This is a genomic window from Natrinema gelatinilyticum, assembly GCF_024266705.1.
GTDB lineage: Archaea > Halobacteriota > Halobacteria > Halobacteriales > Natrialbaceae > Natrinema > Natrinema gelatinilyticum.
On record NZ_CP100757.1, the window covers coordinates 636,932 to 663,912 of the forward strand.

29 protein-coding genes and 2 pseudogenes are annotated in these 26,981 nt (G+C 61.0%); 22 read left to right on the forward strand and 9 right to left on the reverse strand.

What is annotated here, in order from left to right:
- Positions 1-87: 87 nt before the first annotated feature.
- The 3 genes from NJU76_RS21030 to NJU76_RS21040 all read left to right on the forward strand — a co-directional run bounded on the left by NJU76_RS21030 (position 88) and on the right by NJU76_RS21040 (position 1,424).
- Positions 88-570 carry a DUF8159 domain-containing protein gene (locus tag NJU76_RS21030; RefSeq protein WP_254533755.1) on the forward strand — a complete coding sequence of 161 codons (483 nt, stop codon included), beginning with the start codon at positions 88-90 and terminating at the stop codon, positions 568-570.
- Positions 571-756: 186 nt separating this feature from the next.
- Positions 757-984 (forward strand): hypothetical protein, encoded by a 228-nt coding sequence (locus NJU76_RS21035; protein ID WP_254533756.1) that lies wholly within the window; start codon positions 757-759, stop codon positions 982-984.
- Between the two features lie 176 nt (positions 985-1,160).
- The gene (locus tag NJU76_RS21040; RefSeq protein ID WP_254533757.1) at positions 1,161-1,424 is read left to right on the forward strand and encodes a helix-turn-helix transcriptional regulator; all 264 of its coding nucleotides are present in this window, start codon (positions 1,161-1,163) and stop codon (positions 1,422-1,424) included.
- 473 nt (positions 1,425-1,897) lie between these two features.
- On the opposite strand, the gene NJU76_RS21045 is transcribed toward NJU76_RS21040, so the two are convergent.
- A complete protein-coding gene (locus tag NJU76_RS21045) occupies positions 1,898-2,929 on the reverse strand; it encodes an NAD(P)/FAD-dependent oxidoreductase (RefSeq protein WP_254533758.1) in 1,032 nt (343 codons plus the stop codon).
- A 161-nt stretch (positions 2,930-3,090) separates the two neighbouring features.
- On the opposite strand from NJU76_RS21045, the gene NJU76_RS21050 reads away from it, so the two are divergent.
- From NJU76_RS21050 to NJU76_RS21095, 11 genes and pseudogenes are all read left to right on the forward strand, one after another.
- A complete protein-coding gene (locus tag NJU76_RS21050; protein WP_254533759.1) occupies positions 3,091-4,062 on the forward strand; it encodes an IS1595 family transposase in 972 nt (323 codons plus the stop codon).
- A gap of 131 nt (positions 4,063-4,193) precedes the next feature.
- Positions 4,194-4,568 carry a winged helix-turn-helix transcriptional regulator gene (locus tag NJU76_RS21055; RefSeq protein ID WP_254533760.1) on the forward strand — a complete coding sequence of 125 codons (375 nt, stop codon included), beginning with the start codon at positions 4,194-4,196 and terminating at the stop codon, positions 4,566-4,568.
- Positions 4,569-4,955: 387 nt separating this feature from the next.
- The gene (locus NJU76_RS21060) at positions 4,956-5,645 is read left to right on the forward strand and encodes a haloacid dehalogenase type II (RefSeq protein ID WP_254533761.1); all 690 of its coding nucleotides are present in this window, start codon (positions 4,956-4,958) and stop codon (positions 5,643-5,645) included.
- Entirely contained in the window at positions 5,642-5,986 is a 345-nt protein-coding gene (locus NJU76_RS27175; protein ID WP_425604333.1) for an Ntn hydrolase family protein, read from the forward strand. Before NJU76_RS21060 ends, NJU76_RS27175 begins: the two co-directional genes overlap by 4 nt.
- 69 nt (positions 5,987-6,055) lie before the next feature.
- On the forward strand, positions 6,056-6,940 hold the full coding sequence (locus tag NJU76_RS21065) for a universal stress protein (protein ID WP_254533762.1): 885 nt from the start codon (positions 6,056-6,058) through the stop codon (positions 6,938-6,940).
- A 79-nt stretch (positions 6,941-7,019) separates the two neighbouring features.
- Positions 7,020-8,657, forward strand: a complete 1,638-nt coding sequence (locus tag NJU76_RS21070) for a PHA/PHB synthase family protein (RefSeq protein WP_278002502.1) — start codon at positions 7,020-7,022, stop codon at positions 8,655-8,657.
- Positions 8,658-8,755: 98 nt separating this feature from the next.
- Positions 8,756-10,492, forward strand: a complete 1,737-nt coding sequence (locus tag NJU76_RS21075; protein ID WP_254533763.1) for an adenosylcobalamin-dependent ribonucleoside-diphosphate reductase — start codon at positions 8,756-8,758, stop codon at positions 10,490-10,492.
- A gap of 149 nt (positions 10,493-10,641) precedes the next feature.
- A pseudogene (locus NJU76_RS26630) lies at positions 10,642-10,758 on the forward strand (universal stress protein); the annotation flags it as partial.
- Positions 10,759-10,823: 65 nt separating this feature from the next.
- Positions 10,824-10,922 (forward strand): annotated as a pseudogene (locus tag NJU76_RS21085) (transposase); the annotation flags it as partial.
- A gap of 104 nt (positions 10,923-11,026) precedes the next feature.
- Positions 11,027-11,290 carry a universal stress protein gene (locus NJU76_RS21090; RefSeq protein WP_254533764.1) on the forward strand — a complete coding sequence of 88 codons (264 nt, stop codon included), beginning with the start codon at positions 11,027-11,029 and terminating at the stop codon, positions 11,288-11,290.
- 388 nt (positions 11,291-11,678) lie between these two features.
- The gene (locus NJU76_RS21095) at positions 11,679-12,125 is read left to right on the forward strand and encodes a DUF2267 domain-containing protein (protein ID WP_254533921.1); all 447 of its coding nucleotides are present in this window, start codon (positions 11,679-11,681) and stop codon (positions 12,123-12,125) included.
- Between the two features lie 298 nt (positions 12,126-12,423).
- On the opposite strand, the gene NJU76_RS21100 is transcribed toward NJU76_RS21095, so the two are convergent.
- The gene (locus tag NJU76_RS21100) at positions 12,424-12,612 is read right to left on the reverse strand and encodes a hypothetical protein (protein WP_254533765.1); all 189 of its coding nucleotides are present in this window, start codon (positions 12,610-12,612) and stop codon (positions 12,424-12,426) included.
- A 255-nt stretch (positions 12,613-12,867) separates the two neighbouring features.
- Here NJU76_RS21100 and NJU76_RS21105 point away from each other — a divergent pair, with 255 nt between their 5' ends.
- Positions 12,868-13,944 carry an alpha/beta fold hydrolase gene (locus tag NJU76_RS21105; RefSeq protein WP_254533766.1) on the forward strand — a complete coding sequence of 359 codons (1,077 nt, stop codon included), beginning with the start codon at positions 12,868-12,870 and terminating at the stop codon, positions 13,942-13,944.
- Between the two features lie 57 nt (positions 13,945-14,001).
- On the opposite strand, the gene NJU76_RS21110 is transcribed toward NJU76_RS21105, so the two are convergent.
- Entirely contained in the window at positions 14,002-15,708 is a 1,707-nt protein-coding gene (locus NJU76_RS21110; RefSeq protein WP_254533767.1) for a SulP family inorganic anion transporter, read from the reverse strand.
- 323 nt (positions 15,709-16,031) lie between these two features.
- Between NJU76_RS21110 and NJU76_RS21115 the strand changes: the two genes are divergently transcribed.
- Complete coding sequence (locus tag NJU76_RS21115) at positions 16,032-16,457, forward strand: DUF7539 family protein (protein ID WP_254533768.1); 426 nt, start codon at positions 16,032-16,034, stop codon at positions 16,455-16,457.
- A gap of 158 nt (positions 16,458-16,615) precedes the next feature.
- Here the strand turns inward: NJU76_RS21115 and NJU76_RS21120 are convergent, their stop codons facing one another.
- A complete protein-coding gene (locus tag NJU76_RS21120; protein ID WP_254533769.1) occupies positions 16,616-17,590 on the reverse strand; it encodes an aldo/keto reductase in 975 nt (324 codons plus the stop codon).
- A gap of 168 nt (positions 17,591-17,758) precedes the next feature.
- On the opposite strand from NJU76_RS21120, the gene NJU76_RS21125 reads away from it, so the two are divergent.
- The gene (locus NJU76_RS21125) at positions 17,759-17,980 is read left to right on the forward strand and encodes a hypothetical protein (protein ID WP_254533770.1); all 222 of its coding nucleotides are present in this window, start codon (positions 17,759-17,761) and stop codon (positions 17,978-17,980) included.
- Between the two features lie 30 nt (positions 17,981-18,010).
- Positions 18,011-18,358: a hypothetical protein gene (locus NJU76_RS21130; protein ID WP_254533771.1), complete on the forward strand. Its 348-nt coding sequence runs from the start codon at positions 18,011-18,013 to the stop codon at positions 18,356-18,358.
- Between the two features lie 47 nt (positions 18,359-18,405).
- Here the strand turns inward: NJU76_RS21130 and NJU76_RS21135 are convergent, their stop codons facing one another.
- Entirely contained in the window at positions 18,406-19,290 is an 885-nt protein-coding gene (locus NJU76_RS21135; protein WP_254533772.1) for a universal stress protein, read from the reverse strand.
- Between the two features lie 242 nt (positions 19,291-19,532).
- Between NJU76_RS21135 and NJU76_RS21140 the strand changes: the two genes are divergently transcribed.
- Positions 19,533-19,955: a CBS domain-containing protein gene (locus NJU76_RS21140; RefSeq protein ID WP_254533773.1), complete on the forward strand. Its 423-nt coding sequence runs from the start codon at positions 19,533-19,535 to the stop codon at positions 19,953-19,955.
- Positions 19,956-20,353: 398 nt separating this feature from the next.
- On the opposite strand, the gene NJU76_RS21145 is transcribed toward NJU76_RS21140, so the two are convergent.
- The 4 genes from NJU76_RS21145 to NJU76_RS21160 all read right to left on the reverse strand — a co-directional run bounded on the left by NJU76_RS21145 (position 20,354) and on the right by NJU76_RS21160 (position 23,234).
- Positions 20,354-20,497: a DUF7557 family protein gene (locus NJU76_RS21145; RefSeq protein ID WP_254533774.1), complete on the reverse strand. Its 144-nt coding sequence runs from the start codon at positions 20,495-20,497 to the stop codon at positions 20,354-20,356.
- 43 nt (positions 20,498-20,540) lie between these two features.
- A complete protein-coding gene (locus NJU76_RS21150; protein ID WP_254533775.1) occupies positions 20,541-20,933 on the reverse strand; it encodes a secondary thiamine-phosphate synthase enzyme YjbQ in 393 nt (130 codons plus the stop codon).
- Positions 20,934-21,088: 155 nt separating this feature from the next.
- Positions 21,089-21,754 carry a plastocyanin/azurin family copper-binding protein gene (locus NJU76_RS21155; protein WP_254533776.1) on the reverse strand — a complete coding sequence of 222 codons (666 nt, stop codon included), beginning with the start codon at positions 21,752-21,754 and terminating at the stop codon, positions 21,089-21,091.
- A gap of 283 nt (positions 21,755-22,037) precedes the next feature.
- Positions 22,038-23,234: an NAD(P)/FAD-dependent oxidoreductase gene (locus NJU76_RS21160; RefSeq protein ID WP_254533777.1), complete on the reverse strand. Its 1,197-nt coding sequence runs from the start codon at positions 23,232-23,234 to the stop codon at positions 22,038-22,040.
- Positions 23,235-23,554: 320 nt separating this feature from the next.
- On the opposite strand from NJU76_RS21160, the gene kdgK1 reads away from it, so the two are divergent.
- The 3 genes from kdgK1 (at position 23,555) to NJU76_RS21175 (ending at position 26,981) form a co-directional block, all read left to right on the forward strand.
- Positions 23,555-24,508: a bifunctional 2-dehydro-3-deoxygluconokinase/2-dehydro-3-deoxygalactonokinase gene (gene kdgK1 / locus NJU76_RS21165; protein WP_254533778.1), complete on the forward strand. Its 954-nt coding sequence runs from the start codon at positions 23,555-23,557 to the stop codon at positions 24,506-24,508.
- 113 nt (positions 24,509-24,621) lie between these two features.
- Entirely contained in the window at positions 24,622-25,695 is a 1,074-nt protein-coding gene (gap, locus tag NJU76_RS21170; RefSeq protein WP_254533779.1) for a type I glyceraldehyde-3-phosphate dehydrogenase, read from the forward strand.
- 74 nt (positions 25,696-25,769) lie between these two features.
- Positions 25,770-26,981, forward strand: a complete 1,212-nt coding sequence (locus NJU76_RS21175) for a phosphoglycerate kinase (RefSeq protein WP_254533780.1) — start codon at positions 25,770-25,772, stop codon at positions 26,979-26,981.

Below are 26,981 nucleotides of genomic sequence, written 5' to 3' on the forward strand. Positions count from 1 at the left end.
GTGACGCATAACCGGGCGTCTATTATAGTGAACCGCACTGAATAGAACACGGTAGCCGATCGCGGTAGCCGATCGAGGAGCGAATTCATGTCCAAACTGACACCTTCTGAGAGATCCCGCACCGTCTCGAGACGATCCGTTCTCACTGCCGCGACCGTCGCCGGCCTCGGAACTCTCGCGGGCTGTGTGACCGGTACACCCGAGAACGGAACTGGAACGGACGACGTGGACGGTGGAAGCGATATCAGCGAGAGTGACAGAGAACTCGCTGCGGAGATGGTCGAAACCATCGACGCCGATCTCACGGTCATCGGGTGGGAGTTACCAGGGATGTTCATTCCGGAATATACGGATAGCATCGGGTTGGAAGAGGACGTCGCGATTCTCGGGAGTGCCTACGCCGACATCGCCGACCGAGGGTTCGATCACAAGGCGATGCCGACCGCTCAGAACGCGGACGGAGAAGTAGAATTCATGGTTTTCATCGAACCCGAGTGGGCAAACTCGTTTCTCGACGACGACTGGTCGGAAACGGAGTATTACACGCGGATCGAAGAGTCCGTTCACTGATCCGATCTCACCCGACACCGAGGAAGGACTTCGTGGAAGGTTCTCGAACGTCTGACGTGACTCGAAGCTAACAGTTCGTCCGAGAGCGTTTCCGTTAGAGGCGACAAGGAGGGATATGGAAAAACACCGTTTCCCTCGAAGCGTCGATTCCTCGGCGCGCTGATAATCTCGTTCGCGTCGGGATCGGTGGCCAGTTGCAGCGACAGCTTGGATCCGGTCGACGAATCGAAGGCGACGAGCGACCGGTACGACCAGCCCGTTCGATTCGGGGCGATCGATTCGGTCCACGGCATGGTCGGGCGAATGCTCGAGGCGATCCTCATCGACACGACCGGTGAGCAACCGGCCATCGAATACGTCCATCGCGACAGAACGCCGGCCGACCGACCGTCCGCTGACGACCTGCTCGAATGAATTGACGAACTCGGACGCGCTCGGGCCTGACGGCGATGTTCCGTCTAACACGCGACTGTCGATCCGACGCAATATATACGCATATTATTTAAATAGGGATCGGTCGAACTGACGGTCGTGTACATGCGATACAACACCGGTAAACGGGTAGCTGCCATGCAATCCAGGGGGAATACATGAGCCACACCAGAGACCGACTGTACGAACTCTCACCCAGTGCGAAACTCGTCTTCAAAGTACTCGAGGAAAACGGTACGATGACACAGAGCCAGATCGCGGACGAATCATTCCTGTCCAAGCGGACGGTCCGGTACGCACTCGGTAACCTCCGTGACGCCGATATACTCCACGAACGCGCTTCGTTTCGCGATGCGAGAAAAACGCTCTATTCGATTCCGGAATCGGAAGCGGCCGACGAGATGGTACGCGCCACGGACTGATACGTCTGCTGTAACGATGTACCGGTGCAACCGCGACCGTCCTGTGGGTGTACCGGTAATGACGTACAGTAGTCCGTGTGATACCCTCGAGCGAGAACAGGGAGCGTCCGTCGCTCCCGCGAGCGGTATACCAGGGAGTCGGACCACGCCGAGGACCCTCGCTGCCGAACCGCACGGGTCCTCTCGGAAATCGATTTTCGAGGATCACGCCACGTGGACTGGACCGGTCGTCGCAGTTTCGGCGTCTCAAGGCGGATCGGCGACCGATCCACGCTCTGATATCGCGCACACACGACCAGTCAGTTAGGACAGTCGATTCTAATCGACCAGTATGATAGAGCCGTTCGTCGTCGGCGGTGACAGCAGGAATGACAGTAACCCGATAATTCGAACGGTCGAGCCGTCCGAACGTGGTATCTGTATCCAGCGAGGGAACTCGACTTCGGGACCGAGAGAAACCGAGTGCGAATCGCTCAGTCGCCTTCTGCCGACGAGTGTTCGTTCGCCCGAGTTCGGAGACCGTCGGCCATCGCTGGAACGTCGCTCACGGACACGGCGCCGTCGGCCTCGAGTTCCGCGACGGACTTCGGGAATTCGCGGAGGTCCTTGTGAATCGCGATCCCCGCTTTCGCACCCTGACCCATCGCGACCGGGACCTGGTTGTGTCCAGGAACCAGATCGCCGACCGCGAACAGCCCGTCCACGGAGGTCCGTCCGTGATCGTCGACGTCGACCGTGCCGTCGGCCGTGAGGTCCGCCCCCAGTGACTCCGCCAAGCCGTTGTTGTACTCGGAGCCGTACATCGCGAATCCGCCTCTGTACTCGCGAACGGTTCCGTCTTCGAATTCCAACGCCTCGAGCCAGCCGTCGTCGCCGGTCCGGATGCCGATCACGTCGTCGTGAACGATGTCGACGGGGTGATTGTCGAGCATCGTCGTCGTCTCATCGCTCCACGTCGGTTCGTCGCCTCGAAGCAGGAGGTCGACGTCGTCGGTGTAGTTGAGCATGATCATCCCGACGTGAGCCGCGCTCTCGCCGTGGCCCATCACGTAGACCGGTTCGTCGACGAACATGTACGCATCGCAGTGGAGGCAGTAGTGCAGCCCGCGGCCCGTTCGGGGCAGCGGCGGGTCAGGTCGCCCGTCGGAAAAGCCGGTCGCGAGCACGACGCGATCGGCGATAGCCGTTCCGTCCACCGTTTCGAGCTCGAACGAACCGTCGCGACGATCGATCGCGGTCACGAACTCCTGTCGGCAGTCCGCCCCGTACGAACGAATCTGATCGACGGCCGTCTCGAGAAACTCGTTGCCGGAGACGGATTCGGGGACGCCGATAACGTTGTGCGTCTCTTGCATCATCGCGGCCCGACCGCCGCCGCGATCGAAGACCGCGGTTTCGTGGCCGAGTCGTGTCGTGTAAAGAGCGGCCGTCAGACCTGCCGGTCCGCCGCCGACTACTGCGACCTCGTAGTGGGATTCGTCTTCGGATTCGAAGGATGGAGTCATGAAGTAACGTGGTGTAATGCGGTTACTCGTCGTTAGGTATAAACGTTGGCCAATCGGTTCGTTACTGGGTTACCGAGCAGTAAGTACTGTATTACTCAAGCTCTTATGTAGAGCTGGGGAATGCCCCACGGTTACACTGTGATGGCTGATCTCAAGAGAATATGTCTCAGCCAGCATTCGGGAAGATGCTGCAACAGCTCGTTGATCTTGGAGTGGTTGAACTGCAGACGAAGCCGTTCGATGATCAAATCGAGCGGCGACTCAAGAAATTCTGGGAGCAGGCTCCGTGTCCAGAATGCGGTGATCCAAGCATCCAAACGTGGCCGTCATCGAATCGTGTTATCTGCCGAAGCTGTGGGTTCAAGCCGGTTTGCACCTACGGAACACCGTTTCACGAGAAGCACCTCACCACTGGAGAGGTGCTTCTCGCATTCATCCTCTATGCCGACACGCTGTTGAGTATCTCGAAAATTGCGACACTGCTCGATCGAGCGTACAAGACCGTCTACTACGCCATTCGAGAGGTCGAAGCCGCGGTTCAGCGAGGCTTCCCGGTCGTCTGGAACCAGTTCCAGCAGGAAATCGACGGACCGGTACAAATCGATGAATCCAGCAGCGTCTGTTCAGGATACAAAGGCCAAGACCCGCCGCGGAACAGCCGTCACCGCGGCGGGTCGTCTCGATCAGGACGCTCGCGCTGGCGTGGACGACACGGCGACCAGATAACGCTCGTCGCGGCGTGCCGCGACGTGCTACGGGTTGTTCACGGCCAGCTTGGCATCAGTTACGAAACAGACCTTGATCCAGTAATACAGGAGGCTGAAGACCTCTCCCAGCCGCTGGGAGAGGTCTGGACTGATGGTCTCCAAGCGTATCGGCAGATGGAGTACACTCACCAGATCGTTGTGCACGACGAGACGTACGTCTCGCCTGACGGTGTCCATATTAACCAGGTTGAGTGCCTCTTTTCACTCATCAAACCGTGGCTACGGAAGTTCCGCGGCCTGTCCAAGCACGGCTTGGAGCAGGCCGCTCACACATTTGGAATCATCCGTTCATTGAATCTCGCTGGCGCATCCCTCGTAAGCGTCATCGACTGCCTTGCTATGGGGGCATTCCCCAGCTCTACATAAGAGCGATTACTCATCGATACCGCGGGACCGGCCTCGGCGGGAACGCCAGAATCGAAATGCGAAAGTTACCAACCACGTGTAACGTGGTTACAACAGGTAACTATTTGTGGGGCTGTCGAGTACCTTTCGATATGACCGAGTCCGTACGACAATTAGAAGTGTGGTGCGCTGGTGAAGACTGGTGTCCGATCACGTCTACCGCGATGTTAATCGGGAAGAAGTGGCACACAGTGATCCTCCATCGGCTGCTCGCCAACGGCCCGCTCGGATTCAACGCGCTCAAAACGGAAGTTGGTGGGATTTCGAGTAAGGTTCTCTCGGACGTACTCGAGGATCTCGAGGAGAAGCAGTTAGTCGACAGAGAGATCGTCAACGAAAAACCGGTCCGCGTCGAGTACTCGCTGACCGAACTCGGTGAATCGCTCGAGCCAGTTATCCAGGAGATGGCCGAGTGGGGGAGCGAATACCTGACGGAACCATCGGACGAGACTAGCTCGATCGCGTAGGTCGTGTTCCAGTCAGCCGACGCGGGGTCGACAGCGAAGTGCGTCGGAACGAGGGCAGACCGGCACTCGGTGATCGACATCCATTCGAATTCGGCCGTTCAGAACCGACAGTATTATTATATATTGTTTCAAATTATATTTTATTTCTGTTGTAATCTTTTATCCACGTCTGAGCTGGTACGCCCCATTATATATCGAAAGCAAATCCCGCTCTCGAGTGTCTGTCACGATCGATCCGACGGTACCCGATGTTGGACGGTAACTACGTATTTCTAGCATTCCCTTGATATTATCACCGACAAGTTTCTCGTTGGACAATTCTCACGGGACACTACAACCTGGGGTGAGAGCCCGTAGGTATATCATCGTTCCCGGAGAGAAGACGGTATGTCCTTCTCGCCAGAACGTGTCACAGCGATAACGTTCGATTCGTACAGCACGCTCGTCGACGTCACTCCGGAGACGTTCGAATCCGCGCTGACATCCGTGACAGACGAGCCGCGGTCGGTTGCGCGCCTCTGGCGCCGACGATCACTGGAGTATGCCACGGTGAGTAACGACGTCGGGGGATATCAGCCGTTCTACGATTTCAATCGCGCGGCGCTCGAATACGCACTCGAGGTCCACGGGGTCGATGTCACGAGCCAGCAACTCGAGGAGATCCTCTCGGTGTATCACGAGCCGGAGCCGTACGAGGACGTCCGCGACAGCTTCGAACGGCTCGCTTCGGCCGGCTGCAACTGCTGGATCCTTTCGAACGGAGATCCCGATATGCTCACGTCGCTGCTCAAACGGGTCGGTATCGAAGATTTCGTGGAGGATGCGATTAGCGCCGACGAGGTACAGACGTACAAGCCGGCCGTCGAACTGTATCAGCACGCAGCGGCGCGAACTGGGACGCCAATCGCCGAACTGTGTCACGTCACTGCGGGCTGGACCGACGTTCTCGGTGCGATGAACGCGGGAATGCAGTCCGCGTGGGTCAATCGAGCCGGAGATCCGTGGGAGGCGTTCGGTGAGGAACCAAATATCGTCGTCGAGGATCTCACCGCCTTCGTTGACGCCCTTTTAGAGTGAGGCGGGGGTCGACACTCGGTCGAGCACCTCGACGTATCCACAGTACTGGAACGGCAACGAGTGATCGGTCACCGACGGACGTTCAACCGCGGTCGACGGTTCGGAAACTGGTCTGCCTGACCGATGGCGATGGAACCGGGTCGGGGGGAACGTTCGTGAGCGTGAGGACGAACGATGGCGTGTTCCTCATCTCGGACACCCGTACGAGCCGCGGTACCATCGTGAGCAGCGAGGGCGTTCGGAAGATTACGCAGATTCACCCGGCCGCTGCGATGGGATCGACCGACGACCTCGCGCAGCACAGTCGTTCGTCCGCGCGATCCGATTCGCGGTCGACCTGATCCTCGATCGTCGGCGTCGTACCCCCTAGAATAAGGCCGCTTCGGAACCAACTTCGAACGAGAGGCGAAATGTACGACCGTATCCTCCACCCCACCGACGGAAGTGACGTCGCACGCGCCGCGACCGAGGCGGCCATCACATTTGCTCAGCTGTTCGACGCCGATTTACACGTGGTTCACGTCCTCGAAATGGGCGATCTCCCGCCTGAATTCGAGGACGAGGCGGCAGACGAATTCGCCCATCGCGGCGAAGAGGCGACGGAACAGGCCACCGAGTTGGCGGCCGACGCCGGCGTCGACGCGTCGGGGACGATACTCGATCAGGACCAACCGATCCATCGGACGCTCATCGCGTATGCGGACGAGCACGACGCGGATTGCATCGTGATGGGGACCTACGGACGAACGGGACTCGATCGGTTCGTCATCGGGAGCGTCGCGGAACGAACGCTGCGCGAATCGCCCGTCCCGGTCGTGACCGTCCACGAGGACACGGTCGTCGAGCCGGCCTTCGACTCGGTGCTGGTGCCGACCGACGGGAGCGACTGCGCAATGGCGGCCGCCGACCACGCTATCGAACTGGCAGAGACCACCGGGGCAGCGCTACACATCGTCAACGTCGTCGATAGCGGAATTCTCTGGTCCGACGACGTCGGCACGGCCCGCGATGCGCTCGAGAAGGCGGGGACACGTGCGATCGATCGGGTCGTCGACCGCGCCGACGAAGCCGACGTCTCGACAGTCGAAGCGTCGGTCATGACCGGGTCGCCCCACCGCGATATCGTCGCCTACGCCGACGACCGTGACGTGGACTGCATCGTCATGGGGACCCACGGACGGACCGGCTGGGACCGATACCTCCTGGGGAGCGTTACCGAGCGGGTGGTCCGCCTCGCTGCGATTCCCGTAATCTCCGTCAAAGAGCAATCGGAGATGCAATCGCCGGAGGAGTAGGCCGTCGAACGAAAACGACGGATCGGTCGACCGGATACCATCGCCACGAGGACACCCATGCCCAAACTACGAGATCACCGTGCCGGTTGACGAACGGAAGCCGATTCGTACGCCACTCGAGCCGTCCGTGGCGGTTTATCGGACCATACTCGAAATCGCTGCCGAGGCGGTTCACAAGGCATCTATCGCAGACGACCGGCTGGAAGACGCTGCGTCAGTCGACGTCGGTCAGACACCCAACGAGGTCGTGTACACGGAAAACAAACTCGAGTTACGTCGATACGAGTCGCTCACCGAACGGCAACACGACGTCCCGATTCTCGTCGTCTATGCGCTGATAAACCGACCGTACGTTCTGGACCTCCAGCCGAACCGGTCGATTGTCCGTCGGTTGCTGGAAGCCGGACACGACGTCTACCTCATCGACTGGAACGAACCGTCTCGACTCGACCGACGTCTCGGCCTCTCCGATTACGTCGAGCGATACATCGCCAACTGCGTCGACGAAGTCCGAGAGCGGTCCGGACAAGACGCCATCAACGTCCTCGGATACTGTATGGGAGGGACGTTATCGGTCATGTACGCCGCCCTTCATCCAGAAACGGTGAACGCACTCGCATTGATGGCCACGGGACTGTACTTCGCGGACACCGGCGGCGTCCTCGAAGTATGGGGCGATGAGGAGTACTACGATCCGCGCACGGTAACGGATCGATTCGGGAACGTTCCCGGAGAGTTCCTCGACGTCGGGTTCGCGCTGATGGACCCCGTGGCCAACTACGTCACGAAGTACGTCCATCTGTACGATCGACTCGAAAACGAGGACTTCCTCAGGAACTTCGCCCGCATGGAGACGTGGCTCTCCGAGAGCGTAGATGTCGCGGGCACGGTCTACGACGAGTTCCTCGAGGACATTTATCAGGACAATCTCCTGTACCGGAACGAGCTGTCCCTCGATGGGACGCACGTCGACGTCACGAACATCGATATGCCGATACTGCAGATCCTCGGGGAGTACGACCGTCTCGTCCCGCCGGCGGCGAGCAAACCGTTCAACGATGTCGTCGGCAGTGACGACGTGACGACCATCGAGTATCCGACCGGCCACGTCGGACTCGCGATGTCCGCTCGGTCTCACCGCGACGTCTGGCCGGAAGTCGCCGAGTGGTTCCTCGACCAATCCGAACGACCCGCACTCGCCGACGTCATCGCTGAGGGAGTCGAGCGCGCGCTCGACGTCGACGTCGAAACTGACGTGACGGTCGGCGAAGTAGACGAGATCCAGATCGCCATCGCGGACACACAGGGCGAGCGCACGTCCGCCGTGATCAGCTACAATACGACGGCTATCGAGACGTTCTTCGAAGACGAACTCGGTATCTCGCTCGGACTCGAGGCCGCATCGGAAGGAATCGCCGTCACCGTCGAGACGGCGGACGAAAAGGTGACGACGGTCGTCGAGAACGTCGGCGAGGCCACTCGAGAGGAGATTCGAGAGGCGATCGAAGCGGCCGACGTCGCCGCATCGTACGAACTGGACGACATCGACGGAATCGGACCGACGTACACCGAGCGGCTCCGTTCAGGCGGGGTCGATTCCGTCTCGGAGCTCGCCGTCGCCGACGCCGCTCGAGTTGCGGAGGCAGCGCAGACGAGTGAACGGTTCGCCCGATCGTGGATCGATCACGCGCGGCGTCTGGTCGACAGGGACGGCTAAGCCCGTCCGTTCGGTCACCGCCATGGACGGGCGCGAACAGACAGTCACGCTGAACTGACGGTGGACATCGTTATTTCGTCACGGAGAGCAGGAATCGCATGGGATCACTCAGCCTCGACACCGTCGCAGAGACCGTCCTTCGCCGGCGATACCTGCGTCGAGGCGACGACGGGGCGGTCATCGAGACACCGGACGAACTCTTCCACCGCGTCGCGGAGAACCTCGCGGCGGCCGAGGCAGACTTCGATGGAGACGTCGAAACGACCCAGAAGCGGTTGTACGATGCCATGAGCGCGTTCGAATTCCTTCCGAGCTCACCGACGTTGATGAACGCTGGGACGGATCTCCAGCAACTCGCCGCGTGTTTCGTCCTGCCGATCGAGGACTCCATGGAGTCGATCTTCACTGCCGTCAAGCAGACTGCGCTCATCCATCAGAGCGGCGGCGGGACCGGGTTTTCGTTCTCGAACCTTCGACCCGCAGGAGACGTCGTCCGAAAAACGGGCGGCGTAGCGTCGGGACCCGTGAGTTTCATGCGGATTTTCGATGCCACCACCGAACAGATCAAACAGGGCGGGCGCCGACGTGGCGCGAACATGGGCGTCCTCGACGCTACGCATCCGGACATCGAGGACTTCGTCGCAGCGAAAGAAGCGACGGACGCGTTCCGGAATTTTAACCTCTCAGTGGCGACGGACGGAGCGTTCTGGGAGGCTTACGAGGGTGACACGGCCTACGAGATCGTTAACCCTCGATCGGACGAGGTCGTCCGTCGAGCGGACCCGGCGAAACTCATCGACCGGATCGCCGAGATGGCGTGGCAGACCGGTGATCCCGGCGTTCTCTTTCTCGATACGATCAATCGGGGAAATCCGACGCCCCACCTCGGCCGGATCGAAGCGACGAACCCGTGCGGCGAGGTCCCGCTGCTGCCCTACGAAGCGTGTATACTCGGATCGATCAATCTCGGCGAACACACAGATGGTTCCACCGTCGATTGGGAGAAACTCCGCGACACCGTCCATCTCGCCGTCCGGGCCCTCGATAACGCGATCGAAATGTCCGAGTTTCCGGTCGCGGCCATCGATGAGACGGTCGCCGAAACTCGCAGAGTGGGACTCGGCGTCATGGGCTTTCACGACATGCTCGTCGATCTCCGAGTCCCGTACGTCTCTGACGAAGCCGTCGAGCGCGCGTCCGAGCTGATGGTATTCATCCAGGACGAGTCACAGGCGGCCTCGCGTCGACTCGCGGACGAGCGCGAACCGTTCCCCCAGTGGGAAAACTCCACGCTCGAGGAACCGATGCGAAACGCCACGACCACGAGCATCGCGCCCACCGGGACGATTTCGATGATCGCCGACTGTTCCGCCAGCATCGAACCGATATACAACGTCGCATACACGAAACACGTCATGGGCGGATTGGAAATCGTCAACGACCGGTTCGTCGATCTCGCGAAGGACGACGGGTTCTACTCGGAGGCGCTCATGGAAGACCTACACGACAGGACGAGCATTCAAGACGTCGAGGAGATTCCGGACGGCGTGAAGCGCCTCTTCCATACCTCCCACGACGTTCCCGCCGCTCACCACCTGCGAATCCAGGCCGCGTTTCAGGACCACGTCGACAACGCCGTGAGCAAGACCGTCAACATGCCCCGATCGGCGACCGTCGACGACGTCAAAGAAGTGTTCCTCACCGCTCGTGAGTACGACCTGAAGGGCATCACCGTCTTCCGAAGCGGGGCCAAACCCGAACAGATCCTGGGCGAAAGCCCGCTCAAAGAGGAGTGCGTCGGCGAATGTGATTACGTCGGTCCTCGAGGGGAATAGCGTCGACCCCCCCTCGAGCCGCGACGGACGACGATGTGTTCAGAAACAGGACCGGGTCCGCGTCCGATCCAACGAGAGCCGCAGCGAACGCCGGTCACCGCGTCGTCCGGCATGAAAGCTATTCGGGAGAGTGCGTTGACTGGTTCCTCATGGGACCGATCCTGTTAGCGACCGACGGAAGCGAATACGCGCGGTCGGCGGCCGAGCGCGCGATCGATCTCGCGGAACGGCGGGAAACGACGCTGTACGTCATTTGCGTGGTGAACCACCTCGGGGTCACGCCCCGAGGCTTCCCGTGGGTTAGTCGGACACTCCCATCCGACCATCGGGGGGCGGTGGGTTCTGGGAGGAATCATACTACGTGGGGACGGCAGGCGATGTTTCGACCGACACTATTGAGCAGTATATCGAGCGAACGGAACACGTTTAGCCGTGCGTGCGGCCTTCACCCTCGGGGTCAAGCCCCGAGGCACTCGGCCTGCTCCGCCTGTAGACGAACAGAAGTTCGACAGTCTCGCGCTCAGTTCGGCAGCATTGGCGACCGTCTACGCCGAGGATCACGCCGCCGTATGCGTCAACGACGTGAAGGACGAGGCAGCGGAGCGCGGCGTTCCCGTCGTGGGGGAGACGCTGCACGGCGTTCCCCACGACGTGATCCTCAAGTACGCAGCCGACGTTGACGCGGACGTGATCGTCGTCGGTGAGCACGGCGACCATCTGGACCACTTTTCCGGTATCAGAAAGCGGGTCGCCGACCGGAGCGACCGTAAAGTCGATGTCGTGAAAGCCGAGATGTAGCAGCGAAGTGCGACAGTGCGAGATCGTCGACCGTCCGTCGATCCCTGACCACGTTCACGGAACTATATCGTCCGCGAGAAGACGACGAACAGCGTCAGGCAGACGCCAGCGATGAAGGCCACGGTCGAGTGTTTCTTCTCGTGTGAACTCGCCTTCAGGAGCAAGTGAGATGCGGAGATTTGACGTCCTCCACACGACTACAGTCGTGGGCTTTCTCCTGCACTCCATGTAACCCACGGGGAGAGCGGTCGTCTACTGTTAAGAGACGAATTCGTTTCGTCACCGTTCTCGTTCGGTATCGTCCATCTCGGGCCCCCAGACCGGGGGGCCACTCCCTCGTGGGGAGGGTTTTATGTCCGTGATTATCGTCCGACAAATGTGGGAGCACATGAATTTCGACGAATTTACCGGTCAGGTCCAGCACCGACTCGAGCTACCGGGCACCGGAGAGACAGTGCGGGCGATTCGAGCGACACTCATGACGCTCGGTGAGCGAATCCCGGCGGGCGCGGCCGAAGACCTCGCCGGGTCGCTCCCGATGGAGATTCAGTGGTACATGACCGGCGCCGTCCAGGACCACGGCCAGCGGTTCGACTGGCACGAGTTCGTCGAGCGCGTCACCGAAATCGAGCAGGTCGATCCGCCCAAGGCGGCCTACCACGCTAGAGTCATCATCGACCTCGTGAATACACAGGTGGCGCCATCCGATTTTCAACAGCTGCGTGATCAACTCCCGGAAAGTCAGGAGGACGAGAACTGGGGTAAACTATTCGAAATCGTCGACGCCGGGGGATGGCAGGAGCACGAAGAAGCACCGCCCGAAGACGCGAGCTGAGAGCGAGGAACAGAACGGGGGACCGGACAGACATCCGGACGCGACTGGTGGATCGCCTCGGGGTCACGCCCCGATGTATCCTCCTAGACCGCTCGACAAATCCCGGATGTGATAGTCGTCGGTGAGCGAGGCAACCGCCGGCGGTCCGACCGAGAAAAGATTTGTGACGACGGCCCAGAATGAGGGAGTCTCGGAACATCGACGGGAGCCACGAGACACCGCTGATCCGTTTCGTCTCGTTCGAGGTACGACTCCCCATGGACGAGGCGAACGTCCGCCTCTGAACGCGACCCGCCTCCTATCCGCTCAGATACTCGCCGAGGTCATCGTGCAGTCTCTGTGCCTGTTCTTCTGTCAGATCGATGATCGCGTTCCGCCTGTATTCGGGCGGTTTGGATTCCGGCTGCGGGCGAAAGTATCCGTCGAGTTCGAATATTTGCCGCCCGTCGCGCTCATGGACCCGTAGTTCGATCTCGTCGTACTGCATGTCACTGACTACGCGGTAGAGCGCCTAAATCCTTGTCACCGTCTCTACGCCGTGGGGCGGCGTTCGTCGGCGGAGTAGTGCTGGTCGACGATAGTCGACAAGCGAGTCGCCGTTCGCAGACACCGTTCCGATCGACGAGTTGGGTGGCGTTTCAGTGGGGCCGGATGGATCGGGGATTCCCCGCGATCGGTCGATAGCGAACCGCTTCGACAGTGGCGAAGGTCAAAGCATCCGCATCACGTGGTGAACCGTACGATGCCATTCTTCCCTGCAGACAGTATCAGCGCCGCCCTCGAGACCGGCGTTCGGAAGTCACCATCGCCGCGAGCGAAGCCTCCATTCCTGACCCGCCGATCCGCCGCAGCGGACGTCGGTCGAACGCCGCACGAGGAGATATACGCCGAAAACAAGCTCAGTCTCGTCCGGTACGACTCGCTCACCGACTGGACACGGGATATTCCCGTGGTACTCGTTTCTGCCATCATCAACAGACCGTACATCCTCGACCTCCAGCCGGATCGCAGCGTCGTCCGACGGTTTCTCGAGCGGGGGTTCGAGGTCTACCTCGTCGACTGGGGTTCCCCGTCCGAACTCGATTCGTCCCTCGGAATCGACGATTACGTGGGTCGATACCTCTCACGCTGCGTCGACGAAGTCATCGGGCGCGTCGGCTGCGATTCGATCCACCTCTTTGGCTACTGTACGGGCGGGACGCTGAGTGCGATTTTCGCAGCGCTCTCTCCCCGGCGCGTGCACACACTGGGGCTCCTGGCTCCTGTCCTCAACTTCGATGCGGACAAGGGGACTTTTCCGCTCTGGGAGCGAGAGGAGTCTTACAGCCCGAAACGGGTCGCGGACGTATACAGAAATGCTCCGGGGACACTACTGACCTTCGAGTTCTCCCTCATCGCGCCGTTCGAATATCACCTCGGGCGGTATCTTCGGCTCTTCGATCGTCTCGACGACGAGGCGTACGTCGACCACGTTATGCGGCGACTCAGATGGGGATTCGACAGCGTCGACGTTCCCGGCAGACTCTACCGACAGTTTCTCGTCGATCTCTATCGGGAGAACAAGCTCCAGACCGGACGGCTGACGGTCGAGGGAAAGAACGTGGACGTCGACGCTATCGATATGCCTATCGTGAACGTCATCGGGTCGGCAGATCAGTTCATCCCGCCCGAAGCGAGCCTCCCGTTTCTGGACACGACTGCGAGCGAGGACATCCAGGTGATCGAGTTTCCGACCGACCACGTCGGCCTGTCGGTCGGAAGAGCGTCGCACGAGGACCTCTGGCCACGTGTCTGTGAGTGGTTCGAGGGGCACTCTTAGACGATTGAGGGCGGAAGAAAGGTGCGCGATTGGAAACCGGGGGAACAACTGAGATGATCAGGACGATCGCTCCGTCCGCCAGCGGTCGATCGCGTCGGCGATCGGTTCCTCGGGTTTCACGCCGCCAGCGTTCGCCGCGAGTCCCGTCGTTTCGAACATCTGCACGACATCGGGTTCCGCCCCCGCAAAACGGAGGTCGATTTCGCGCGACTCGAGTTTCTGGTGGAGTTTCTCGAGCATCTGTGCAGCCTCGAAATCGACCGTCGGCGACGATGTAAGGTCGAAAACGACGAGTTCGACGTCGGAGTCGCGGTTCGCGAGCCGGTCGAGGAGGTCGGTCCGAACCGTCTCCGCGTTCGCGTAGAACAGTTCGGCTTCGACGCGATAGACGAACACGTCGGAGATGGTCGTCGCCGACCGGGTTACGTCGAGCCCGACGAAATCGTTCGTCCCGGCTACCTGACCGAGTTCGTGCGTCGACGGGCGACTGACTCGAGATATCGCGACCAGTAACGAGAGAATGACACCGACGTAGATGCCCCAGAGCATTCCGACCGTGAGGACCCCGAGCAGGGACGCCATCGCGATGGCGAACTCGCTCTTGCTTGCCCGGTACAGTCGCCGGATCGCGGTCGTATCGATGAGACCAGAGACGGCGACGATGACGACGGCTGCGAGTATCGTTTCCGGGAGGGTCGTGAACACGTCGGTGAGAAACAGCAGAACGACGACGAGAACGAGGACGACGACGGCGTTCGTGAACTGTGTCTTCCCACCGACGGAATCGTTGAGCGCCGACCGCGAGAAACTTCCGCCGACGGGGAACCCACCGCCGAGGCCAGCGGCGAGGTTGGCACCGGCGTCGGCCAGCAGTTCCTGATTCGCATCGGTGTCGTAGTCGTGGCGTCTGGCGAAGGTCTGAATCGCACCGATACCCTCGACGTACGACAGGAGGAACAACGCGGCGGCGATGGGAACGAGAGAACCCAGCGTCGAGAGTTCGGGAACCGCCGGAACCGAAAGCGAGGGTAGCCCGCTCGGAATCGATCCGACGATGTCGACGCCGCGGGCTTCCAGATCTGTCGCCGACATAACCAGAATAGCGAGGACGACGATGACAAGTGCGTTCGGGAACCGCGGTAGGTACCGTTCACCGAGGACAAGCAATACGATGCCCGCAACGCCGACGACCAGCGTCTCCGCGTTCATCATCCCGAGATGGGACGTGATGTACCATATCCGCCCGAAGAACGATTGCTCGAAGAAGCCCCCCGACACACTGCTCTCGATGCCGAACAGTTTATTGAGCTGTGTGGACATTATGTACAAGGCCGCGCCGGCGGAAAACCCCGTGAGAACCGACCCCGAGATGAAGTGAACCAGAAAGCCCAACCGGAGTATCCACGCGACGAACGCGATGACGCCGACGAGCAGCGTCGTTACGAGTACGAGCGACGCGTACGAGGCGGTGTTCCCGGTGGCGACGTACCCGACGCCACTCGCGACCAGGATCGAAAGCGCCGAGGTCGGTCCCACGATGAGTTGCCGAGAGGTGCCGAGAAAAAAGTAGGCGATGACTGCCATCAACCCGGCGTACAATCCCGTCTCCGGTGGCAAGTTCGCGAGCGACGCGTACGCCAAGCCTTCGGGAATGACTGACGCCGCAACGGTAATTCCCGCGACGATGTCCAGACGGAGCCACGAGCTGTCGTACCGCGGAAGCCACTCGAGCACCGGGAAGACCGACGAGAACCGTCCTGTCATTCGTTCCGTGAGGCGTTTCGATGACAACGGAATGCACCCCTCTGGGACGGACGGTTCGACGGGACAAATACCCATTTCGGACCAGTCACGAATATCATCACGACTGAATTACGACTGAATTACGACTGAATCACGACTGAATCACGGAGGCCGAACCGAACACGTTACGAGTTGTCGAGACGGCTCGTCCGACGAACGTTACTGCCGTCGGCCTCACGCCTCTGTCGGTAGCACGGAAGAAAAACAGAGAGAACGGAATCGTTCGGCCGGGTGGGCTCGCGATAGGGTACAGATTAATCGGGCTGGACGGATTGAAGACTCCTATGGGCGTCACAGATAGCGAGAGACAGCGATTACAGCGTGCACGAACGCATCTCGAGGAGTGGAAATTCGACGCCAGAGCCCAGGCGTTCACGGAACTGTTCGAAGGATCGGATGCTGCACTGACGGACGACGAGCTCCTGGTGCTCGACAGGATCGATTCGGATCTCACCCGACGGAACGGCATCGGGTTGTGGGACGCCGACGAATACGGAATCGTCACCGGGCAGCCAGTCGATACATCGGAGCTGCACGTCGTGTGTACGTATCACCCGGAAATCCCCTACGACGGGTTTCGAGGCGAGGAGAGCCTCGAGGAGGCGATGCGGGAGGAACTCAACGACCTGCTCTGGAACTACTGTGAACGCGTCGCCGAGATCATACAGACGGATCTCGAGTCGTTCCTCGAGTCCACAGAGAGTGACTGATCAGAATCGATTTGCTCGCCTGGTTGGACGGGACACCGTGGCCGGTTCGGAAGGTTCGTCGCCGTCCAATACTCCCGCTGAACAGCCATCGACCCGATCTCGAAGTGGGTCACGATCGGTGATACGTCGGTGGAGACGCCATCATCGGAGGTGGCCGCTCACGCCGTTCCCTCGCGAAGTTCCGTGCGTTGAGCCGCGGTCAACGTGACCGCGGTCGCTTCCACGTTCTCCTCGAGTTGGTCGACAGTTCGTGCACCCACGATCGGTGCGGTGACCGCGTCCTGATGGAGAAGCCAGGCGAGCGATACCTGCGCGGGTGTCGCACCGACCTCGAGAGCGATCATCTTGACGTGATCGAGGACCTCGAAGTGTTCGTCACAAAAATATCGATCGGCGAACGACTGATCGGTCGCCGCACGCGAGGTCGACGGGGCTGTTTCGTCGCGTCCGTATTTTCCGGTCAAAAATCCGCCAGCGAGCGGACTCCAGGGGACGATTCCGAGTGAATAGTCCCGGCACATGGGGAGATACCGCGCCTCGATTTCACGGTCGAGCAGATTGTACCGCGGCTGGGCAACCGAAAACGGCTCGTACCCATTCTGTCGCGCGAGTTCGTTTGCCTTGACGACCTTCCACGCGTTCGGCGTTTCCGTCGACGTCCCGAGGTAGTTCACCCGTCCGTCCTCGACGAACCCGTTCAGCGTGCGCATGTATTCCGCGGCCGGTGTCGCGTCGTCCCAGCGGTGAACGTACAGGAGATCGAGATACGACGTCTCGAGACGGTCGAGAATGCAGTCGATCTGTCCGCGGAGGTGTTTCCGATTCAATCCGCTCGCGTTCGGATCGTTGGACCGAGTCGGCCAGTAAATCTTGCTCGCGACGACGTATTCGTCTCGATCCCGATCGGCGAGCCACTCGCCGATCCACTCCTCCGCGCGCCCGTCACCGTAGGAGTTTGCCGTATCGATGAACGTCCCACCGCGGTCGGCGAACGCATCGAGCAGCTCGTGCGCTCGATCCTCCTCGATTTCGACCTCTCCGGCGTCGTTTTCCCGGCCAAAACGCCAGGTTCCGAGTGCCAGTTCGCTCACGCTCAGCCCCGTCTGACCGAGCGGAACCGTCTCGAGCACCATTAGCTGAACGTATGTCAGCCAGACGCATGAAGCTGTGTGTGGCTCGTCTCCCCGAGTCGGCGTCTCTGCGGCACCGATGGCGCTGTCTCGTTCAGACCCCCTGAATTCGATCTCCCCGTCGGAGGTGACGACCGCCAGGCCGAAACAAATCCGTGCTCACGGAGAGTGATGCCGATCGAACTGGCGAGGAAACCCGAGAACGTGGATGGCACGACCACACTCGCGTGGATCGGTGCACCCGCCAGATCCCCAGAAACGAAACTGCTCGCCCACGACGAAACGATCGGCAGCACGCACTGCGAGGACGACTGGCAGAATTCCGAACTATCACACGCCCGTCAGCCGTGCCCCGGTCCAGCCCGTCTCGAGTCCCGTGCCGTGGAAACCTAATTCACGATGGCTCTCGAATCAGCCGTCGCTATGCGCAGAGATGACACTGCGACGGCGACGGTCGACATCGATCGAGCGAGCGTCGTTCGAGCGATCCGTCTCGATGAAGCGGGCGTACAGCACATCGCGCCCCTGCTCGACGACATCGTCGAACTGTTCGCCACCTTCAGGCGACTCGAGCCGATCCACACCCGCCAGGTCGTCGAGGACGCTCGGTTGAGCGGCACGCTGAGCGACGGCGAGTACGAAGAGTTCCTCCGCTGGCTGGTACACACCGACGTGATCGAAGAAGCGGACACGTCCGGCCATTACGTCCTCGGCGACACCCCGAAAGCCGTCCCATCGGAGCCGACTCGAGATGACCGGCCCGAAGAGTGATCCGTCGATCGACGTGTATCAGTCGGGGCCTCTCGGTCGAGACGGCGTCACTCCGACTCGGGTGCTCGTACGGTGAGGACGGGAGCCGGCGCGGTTCGGAGGACGCGCTCCGTGACGCTGCCGAGCAGTTCTCGCCCCTCGTCGGTCCGCCCGTGGGTCCCCATGACGAGTAGATCCACTCCTTCCGTCTCGGCGTACGCGGAGATTTCCCGATGAACCGTTCCGACGGAGACGCCCGTATGTACGTCGACGCCACCCTCGGCAGCGTTCGTGGCTGCCGCCTCGAGGGTCGATCGGGCGTTTTTTTCGAGGTGGTCGATCAGTCGGTCGGTTTCCTCGTCGGCCCCGTACCGAGTCACGCTGACCACTGCGAGAAGGTGGAGCGTCGCTCCCGTTTCCGCCGCCGTTTCGATTCCGAGGTCGATCGCCGCGTTCGCGTGGTCGCTTCCGTCCGTGGGCACGAGGATCCGCGCGAACGGATACACGCTTCGAACGTCGTCGCTCGCCCGAACGACGAGAACCGGCACCGACGCGTCACGGACGACGTCACGGGTTTCGGTCCCGAGTTCGAGCCGTCCGACCCGCCGCCGGCCGTGTTGACCCATCGCGATCATCTCGATATCGTGCGTCGTGGCGTACTCGAGAATGCGCTCTCGAGGGACCCCCGTTCGAACCGCGGTGACGACGGACAGTCCCTCGGCGGTCGCCAATTCACTCGCGGCAGCGAGTATCTCATGGCCCGTCCGTTCGGAGGCGTCGGTGACGTCTTCGGTCCCGCCAGCGGGTTCCGTGTCGATATCGTCGAGGTCGTCCGCCTCGGAGACGAACAGGAGGTGAACGGTCGCCGAAGGCGGCGCGACCTTGGCCGCGAGTTCGAGAGCAGCGGTTGCGGGGCCACTCCCGTCGGTCGGAACGAGGATCCGATCGAACATACGCGACATTCGACCGGCGCTCACTTACAGCTATCCCGTACGTAGGCTGAGTTCGGCCGGCAGTTCGAGTTCGGGTGCTCAGTTGACTTCCGACAGTTCCCTCCTCGAGGACGGGACGTCACGCCGATGGATGGAGACGACGAGCGATATCGACTCACGGAAGGCTAGGAAGGCTGACTGTCACTGCGACCCGCCTAAAATTACTATAGTACTCCCGGTGGGATGGACGAAGGAGAGAACCAATGCCTATCGAAACACTCGCACGAAGCGACGTCGTCACAGCTACGACCGACGAATCGATTCACGACCTCGCCGAGACGATGCAAAGCGAAGGTATCGGAAGTATCGTCATCACCGATGGCGATTCGCCGGTCGGGATCGTCACCGATCGAGATCTGGCGATGCACGTACTCGCCGAAGGGACGGATCCCGACGAGCTCGTTGCTGACGATGTCATGTCGGATGGTTTACAGACCGTCCAGCACGACGCTGGCTTCAAGGAAGCCGCCGAGATGATGAGTGAAAACGGTGTGCGACGACTTCCCGTCTTGGACGACAATAGCAATCTGGACGGCATTATCACGGTCGACGACCTGAACGAATTACTCGCCAACGAACACCAGGAACTGGCAGCAGTCATTCGGGCGCAACGACCGCCGTACTAACCGTCTCGACATCCTCCCCGCCCCTTCAGGGCGAGGCTTCCGCTTGCTATACGTCACACGCCCCGACAGGCGATGGAACGTCCAGAACCTACTTGAGACGTCACGGAGAGATGACGCGTGACACGCGACCGTCGGCGATCACCGTAGGATCCCCCACGGCGATCGTGCGTCGACGATCCCGTCCCCAGAAGCGATACCCGGCACTCGCAGAACACATCGGGAACCATCGACCGTCCGGCGGCCGCCGCGCACGGTGGATCCGGTCCGATCTGCCGGACGCGTTCGATATCCGGTGTCAGGAGGAGAGGTATCGACGTCGCTCACCACTCCCTGTGTGGCCGTCACGACACCGCCATCGACTGCTCTCGTCGATCGTGACGTCGTCGGTGAGTCGCGGCTCAGGCCCCTTCCTGGAGGAATCTGCCTTCCTGTTCGTATATCGAGACCAGTTCCTCGATGAACTCTTCTATGGTCTCGTCCTCCTCGAGGTGGCCGTCCATTCGTTCCGCGAGGTCGTCGTCGAGCTCGATCGTTCGGACCATCAGAGGCGACGACGTTCGCCAGGCGAATAAATCACTCCCCCGATCACCCGTCGACGACCGAAATTCGAAGCCGACGTGTCCGAGGTCCGTCGCAATCGACGAACAGGATCGACTGCCACGTTCCGAGCGCGAGGTCCCCGTCGACCACCGGGATTGTAGCGCTCTCGCCGAGCAGAGTCGCACGCACGTGAGCGTCTGCATTGTCGTCGATCACGTTGTGTCCGTACTCCTCGTCACGTGGGACGAGTCGCTCGAGTGCGCGTTCGACGTCCGACAGGAGTCGGCTCTCGTGTTCGTTGACGATTACTCCGGCCGTCGTGTGTGGAACGTAGACGGTGCAAATACCGTCGTCGGTTTCTGCGGGGATCGTTTCTGCGACGTCCGAGGTAACGTCGACGATGTCGACTCGCTCGCTGGTTCGTACTTCGACGATCATATCGGTCGTGTACGGTGTACGATGGAGTCGGTGATAATCGTGTCCACTTGTCGCGGAAGTGTGACGCAGAAACGGAGGAAAGCGGACGGCGGAAGCGAACACGTCGTCCATCAACGAACACGGCCAAGTGTGACCGACAGCCCGCCTAGAGTCGGTCAGTGGCCGTCCTCGTGACCGTGATCGTGTCCGCCTTCCCCCCCACCGCGGACCATCTCGTTTAGTTCGTGGATCTTCGTCTGGGTGGCATCAGGGAGGGCAGACTGTGGCTCTGCCAGTCCGGGCTGGCCCTCGAGATCGGGATCCCCGACGATGACGCTTCCCAGCATCCCCGTACTCTCGTGCGGGCGACAGTAGTAGTCGTAGACCCCTTCGGTTTCGAAGGTGTGTTCGAACGTCGCGCCTTGCTCTGACATCGAACCGCTGTCCCACGCCTCTGCATCGTCTGGAATCCGCTGGGGTTTGTCGTTCGAAGCGGCGTACGCGGTCGTCGTGTGGGTTCCGCTTTCCAGGGTCCACGTGACTGCCTCACCCGGTTCGATGCGGACGACGTGGGGGTCGAAGTGCGTCCCGGAATCGTTCGTCAACATGGTAACGTCTGCAGCACTGGACGGGCTTTCGGTTCCCTCACCATTGGTCTCGTTCTCGGACGAGGTATTGCCATCGTCCCCGCTTTCTTGATCCGTCGTAGAGTTCTCAGACGTATCCTCCGGCCCGTCATTGTTCGCCGATTGGTCGCTCCCTGTCAGACAACCGGCAAGCCCAGTTACGATCGTACCGCCAGCTATACCCAGTAGACTCCGTCGCGAGAGGCGATCAGTCATGATGTTCGTCGAACGAACGACGCGGCTACTCTGCTTTACTTATTCGAGGAATAAGATTGGCGGCGATATTTCCAACTGAACGGAAACGATACAATTAGGAGCCTCTTAAGCCGGAAACCGTCACTTCGACTCGAGAGAGCGGCGGCTAGCGCGACAGTCGGGTGCGATCGTTCGGTTCCGATGTCGAGCGCCGGAGACTGCTACTGGCGGGCGGAGACGACGAGTAGCGAGTGGATTGAGACATCGCCCCACCGGCTGTCAGCCCCGGCGAGTCCCGTCACCGTTACATTCGTGATCCGTTTTCATCGGTGGCCCGTCTCGACCCGTTCTCCTCGGTGTATTCCCACGAGTTCGTCGCCGAGTCGTAGAGGCGCCGAATCATTCCGATATCTGAGACGAGTCTGATCGCGGTCGTCGGTCGACTCGCGATGCGGCGAATCACGGTCGCGGGTCGACGTGTTATGTCGTCGATCGTCAGTCCGTCGAGCGCCTCTGCGACCGCCGCCAGTAACTCGGGATCCTCGTGTTCGACCCACACGCCGCGCATCAGCTGAGCGAGGCGGTACTCGGACGTCATCGACGAATCCAGTGCTTGCGGGTACGAAGCCTCGTTTCCCTCCGCGATCAGGTCGGTGAGGAGATACGACGACCTGATCCCCTGACAGATTCCCTCGCCCTGGTATCGATTGGCGATTCCGGCCGCGTCACCGACGAGAAACACGTTCCCGTCGGGGAAGTACACATTGGCAGGGTCGAGGCTGGGGCCTTTTGGAATGGTGGCGACGTTCACCTGCTCTCGTTCCGGCTTCGGAAACGCGTTCCGGTCCGCAGCCGACTCGAGGGCGGCGAAATAGGCATCCGGTCGCCTGTCACCCGCCCACCCGATTCCGACGTTCGCGTGGCGCTCCGATTTCGGGAACGCCCACGAGTATCCGACGTATCCTTCGAAAAAGATGCGCGGCCGGTTCACGTATCCTGAGAAGTCGCCGTCGACCGTCGCGTTGAGAGCGACCATCTCGCCGGTATATTCCCGTGTTTGACCCGTGGTTCTGAGCGTCAGAGACGGGTGTCCCGTTGCGTCGACGACGTAATCGTACGTCTCGACGATGTCCGCGTACTCCGCAGGAGTGACGGATCGACCGGTTCGGAATTCGACGCCCCTGGACGCCAGCTCAGCCGCCCATCGTCGTTCAACGACGGCCCGTTCACAGATGTATCCCGGAGCACATCGCAGATCCGATGTCGCCAACGGATCCGTTTCAGACGGGCGATCGACACCGTCGTACACGTATAATCGGAACCCGTCGATGTCGTTGACGAATCCGTTTTCGGGCGTCTTCTCGAGCGGTATCAGCGTCGCATCGTTTATCGCCTCCCCACAATCGACTCGCTTTTCGTCGTATTCCTGGCGTTCGAAGACGGTCACTCGATCGATCGCCGTTACGTCGTTCAGCCCCGTCGCCGCAGCAAGCCCGGACACAGAACCTCCGAGTACCGCGGCTGTAGCGTGGTCCGTTGTCATCTGTGTGCGTTTCCTAACGGTCCCCAGTCTAACAAAAGGACTAGATACAGGTACAGGTTCGGCTTCGACAGCCTACGTTCCCGTTTTATCGCAGAAACGTACTGTGGGTCCGGGCGAACGCGCAGTCACGATGAGTCGATCGAAAGGTCCGACGCACCGTCCGTGCACGGAGGAAACAGAACGCAGCGATCCACCGCGACACGAGACTGGATCGGCCCACCGAGAGACGACAGGTGACGTCCCGCCCAACTATGTCGACAGCCGTCGACCACGGACGTATGACGGACCTCGTCACGTTCGGTGAAACGATGCTCAGGCTGTCGCCCCCTCGTCACGAACGCTTCGAAACCGCGACGGCGTTCGACGTGTATCCGGGCGGTGCCGAAAGTAATGCGGCGGTCGCTGCCGCCCGCCTCGGGGCGGACGCGACGTGGATTTCCAAACTGCCGGATACTGCGCTGGGACGGCGGGTCATTTCGGATCTGAAGCGCTACGGGCTGGACGCGGACGTCGTCTGGACCGAAACCGGTCGACAGGGGGTCTACTACCTCGAAATCGCGGGAGAACCGCGGGGAACCGACGTCGTATACGACCGGGCCGACGCCGCGGTAACGACCGCAACCGTCGACGAACTCTCCACCGACCTACTCGAAGACGCAGCCGTCTTTCTCACCTCCGGTATTACACCCGCGCTGTCCGCGACGCTCGAACGGACGGTCGGCGATCTGCTCGAGATCGCCCGAGAGGCCGGCGTGCAGACCGCGTTCGACGTCAACTATCGAAGCAAGTTGTGGTCCCCGGCCGAGGCGCGCGAAACGATCGAGACGTACTTCCCGTCGATCGACGCGCTCGTCACGCCGGTCCGTGACGCCCGCAATGTCCTCGAGGCGACCGGTGAGGCGGACGAAATCGCGACCACACTTGCCGACGAGTGGGGATTCGAAACGGTCGTGATAACGTGTGGATCGGACGGCGCAGTGGCGTACCACGGAGGGACGCTCGTCGACCGGTCTGCATTCGAAACGGAGACGATCGCCCCGATCGGAACGGGCGACGCCTTCGTCGGCGGCTTTTTCGCGAGTCGGCTTGAGGGAGTCGACGTCGGGACGGCGCTCGAATACGGGGCCGCCGTTGCCGCCCTCAAACGAACGATACCCGGCGACGTCGCGATCGTCGACCGCGACGAAGTCGACCGTATCGTGGCGGGAGAACACGCGACGATTTCGCGGTGATCGGGACCAATGGCGCAATGGTCGACGTCATCCGGAGGCTGCTCGAGCGAAACCTACCGTTTTCTAACTGATAGGGCGCAACGGATTTAACGGCAGGAGGAGACACGACATACATGGGGAACCATTCGTACAGCGGTAGTGCGGGGTCGAGCGAGACGCTCCGAATCGGACTCAACGGGTTCGGGCGAATTGGCCGCACTATCTTGCGTGCGTCGCTATCGCGCGACGACATTGAAATCGTCGCCATAAACGACGTCATGGACGACGACGACATGGAGTATCTCTTCCGGTACGACTCGGTTCACGGCCGGTTCGACGACGTCACTCGCCAGGGAGATACTCTCTTCGTCGGCTCTCAGGAGATCAAACTGCTCTCCGAACACGACCCGTCGAACCTTCCGTGGGACGACTTCCAGATCGACGTCGCCTTCGAAGCGACGGGCCTGTTCCGGACGTACGACGAGGCAGCCATGCACCTGGACGCGGGCGCCGACAAGGTCATCATCTCGGCCCCGCCGAAAGGGGAGACGGAGGTCCCGATGTTCGTCTACGGCGTCAATCACGAGGAATACGACGGTGCGGACGTCATCTCGAATGCGTCCTGCACGACGAACTCGGTCGCACCGGTCGTGAAGGTACTCGACGACGAATTCGGCATCGATTCTGGCCTGCTCATGACCGTCCACGCCTACACCGGGAGCCAGGGGCTGGTCGACGGCCCGCTCGACAAGCGTCGTCGCGGCCGCGCAGCCGCCGAAAATATCGTTCCGACCACGACCGGTGCCGCGATCGCCGCGACCAAAGTCCTGCCCGAACTCGAGGGCAAACTCGACGGGATGGCGATGCGCGTCCCGGTTCCGGACGGGTCCATCACCGACCTGACCCTCAATCTCGAGACCGACGTCACGGAAGACGAGATCGCCGACGCGATTCGCAAGGCGGCTGACGGTGAACTCGCGGGCGTTCTCGGGTACACGGACGAGGAAATCGTCTCGCGGGACATCATCGGGCTGCCGTTTCCCTCGTACGTCGACCTGGAGTCCGTGATGGTCGTCGCGGACGATTTCGCGAGGGTCCTGACCTGGTACGACAACGAGTACGGCTTCTCGATGCAGATGTTGAAACTTGCGGCGTACGTCGCCAGCGAGACGGAGTCCATCGGGACCGAAGAAGCGGTCGCGCACTGATACCCTGATCGACAGGTGTCGGTACGCTCGAATCAGTCAGCCGAGCGATCGCGACGACCTCACGCATCCACCACATGACCACGTTTCGAACCATCGACGACCTCGATGCGGGACAGCGGCTACTTGTGCGGATCGACGTCAACGCACCCGTCGAGAACGGTATCGTCCGAGATAGCCGCCGGTTCGCCCGCCACGCGGAGACGATCCTGGAACTGCTCGACGACGACCACGCGATTGCCCTCCTCGCCCACCAGGGACGGCCGGGCCGTGAAACGTTCGTCTCCCTCGAGCAACACGCCGCGCTCCTCGCCGATCACATCCACAGGCCGGTCGATTTCGTCGCCGACACCGACGGTCCGGACGCCCTCGCGGCGATCGACGAACTCGAGCCAGGGGACGTGCTCCTCCTCGAAAACGTCAGAATGTGCGACGGGGAATTACCCGAAGAGAAACCGGCGATCAAAGCCGAAACGAAGCTCGTTCAGACGCTCGCACCGAAGTTCGATGCGTACGTCGACGACGCTTACTCTACCGCACACCGGTCTCACGCCTCGATCGTTGGCTTCCCGCAGGTCATGGACGCGTACGCAGGTCGCGTGATGGAACGCGAGTACACGGCGAACACCGCCATCCGCGAACGCGAATTCGACGGCACCGTCACCATGATCCTCGGCGGCAAGAAAGCCGAGGACGCTATCCCGGTCATCGAACGGGTCGCCGACACCGTCGACCAGTTCTGTCTCGGCGGTATCGTCGGCGAACTCTTCCTTCGGGCCAGCGGTCACGACGTCGGATACGACGTCCATGGAACCGCGCTCTTCGACCACCAGTGGGATGCCCACCGCGAGACTATCGAACGGGTGCTCGAGGAGTACGGACACTGCCTGTTCCTCCCGAGCGATCTCGCCTACGAGGACGAACACGGTGAGCGCGCGGAGACGGCCGTCGAGGGCACCACAAAGAGAACGTCGTTCCTCGACATCGGCTCCGAGACGGCCGACCGCTACGCCGACCTCGTTTCCGAGTCAGCAGCAGTCTTCGTCAAGGGCGCCCTCGGCGTCTTCGAGGACGACCGGTTCGCACACGGGACCGTCGAGGTCCTCACGGCGATTGCCGACGCCGACTGCTTCTCGGTTGTCGGCGGGGGAGACACCTCCCGATCGATCGAACTGTACGATTTGGACGAGGACGACTTCTCCCGCGTTTCGATCGCCGGCGGTGCGTACGCCCGCGCGCTTACTGGAGAGTCGCTCGTCGGTATCGAAGTACTCGAACGAGAGATGTAA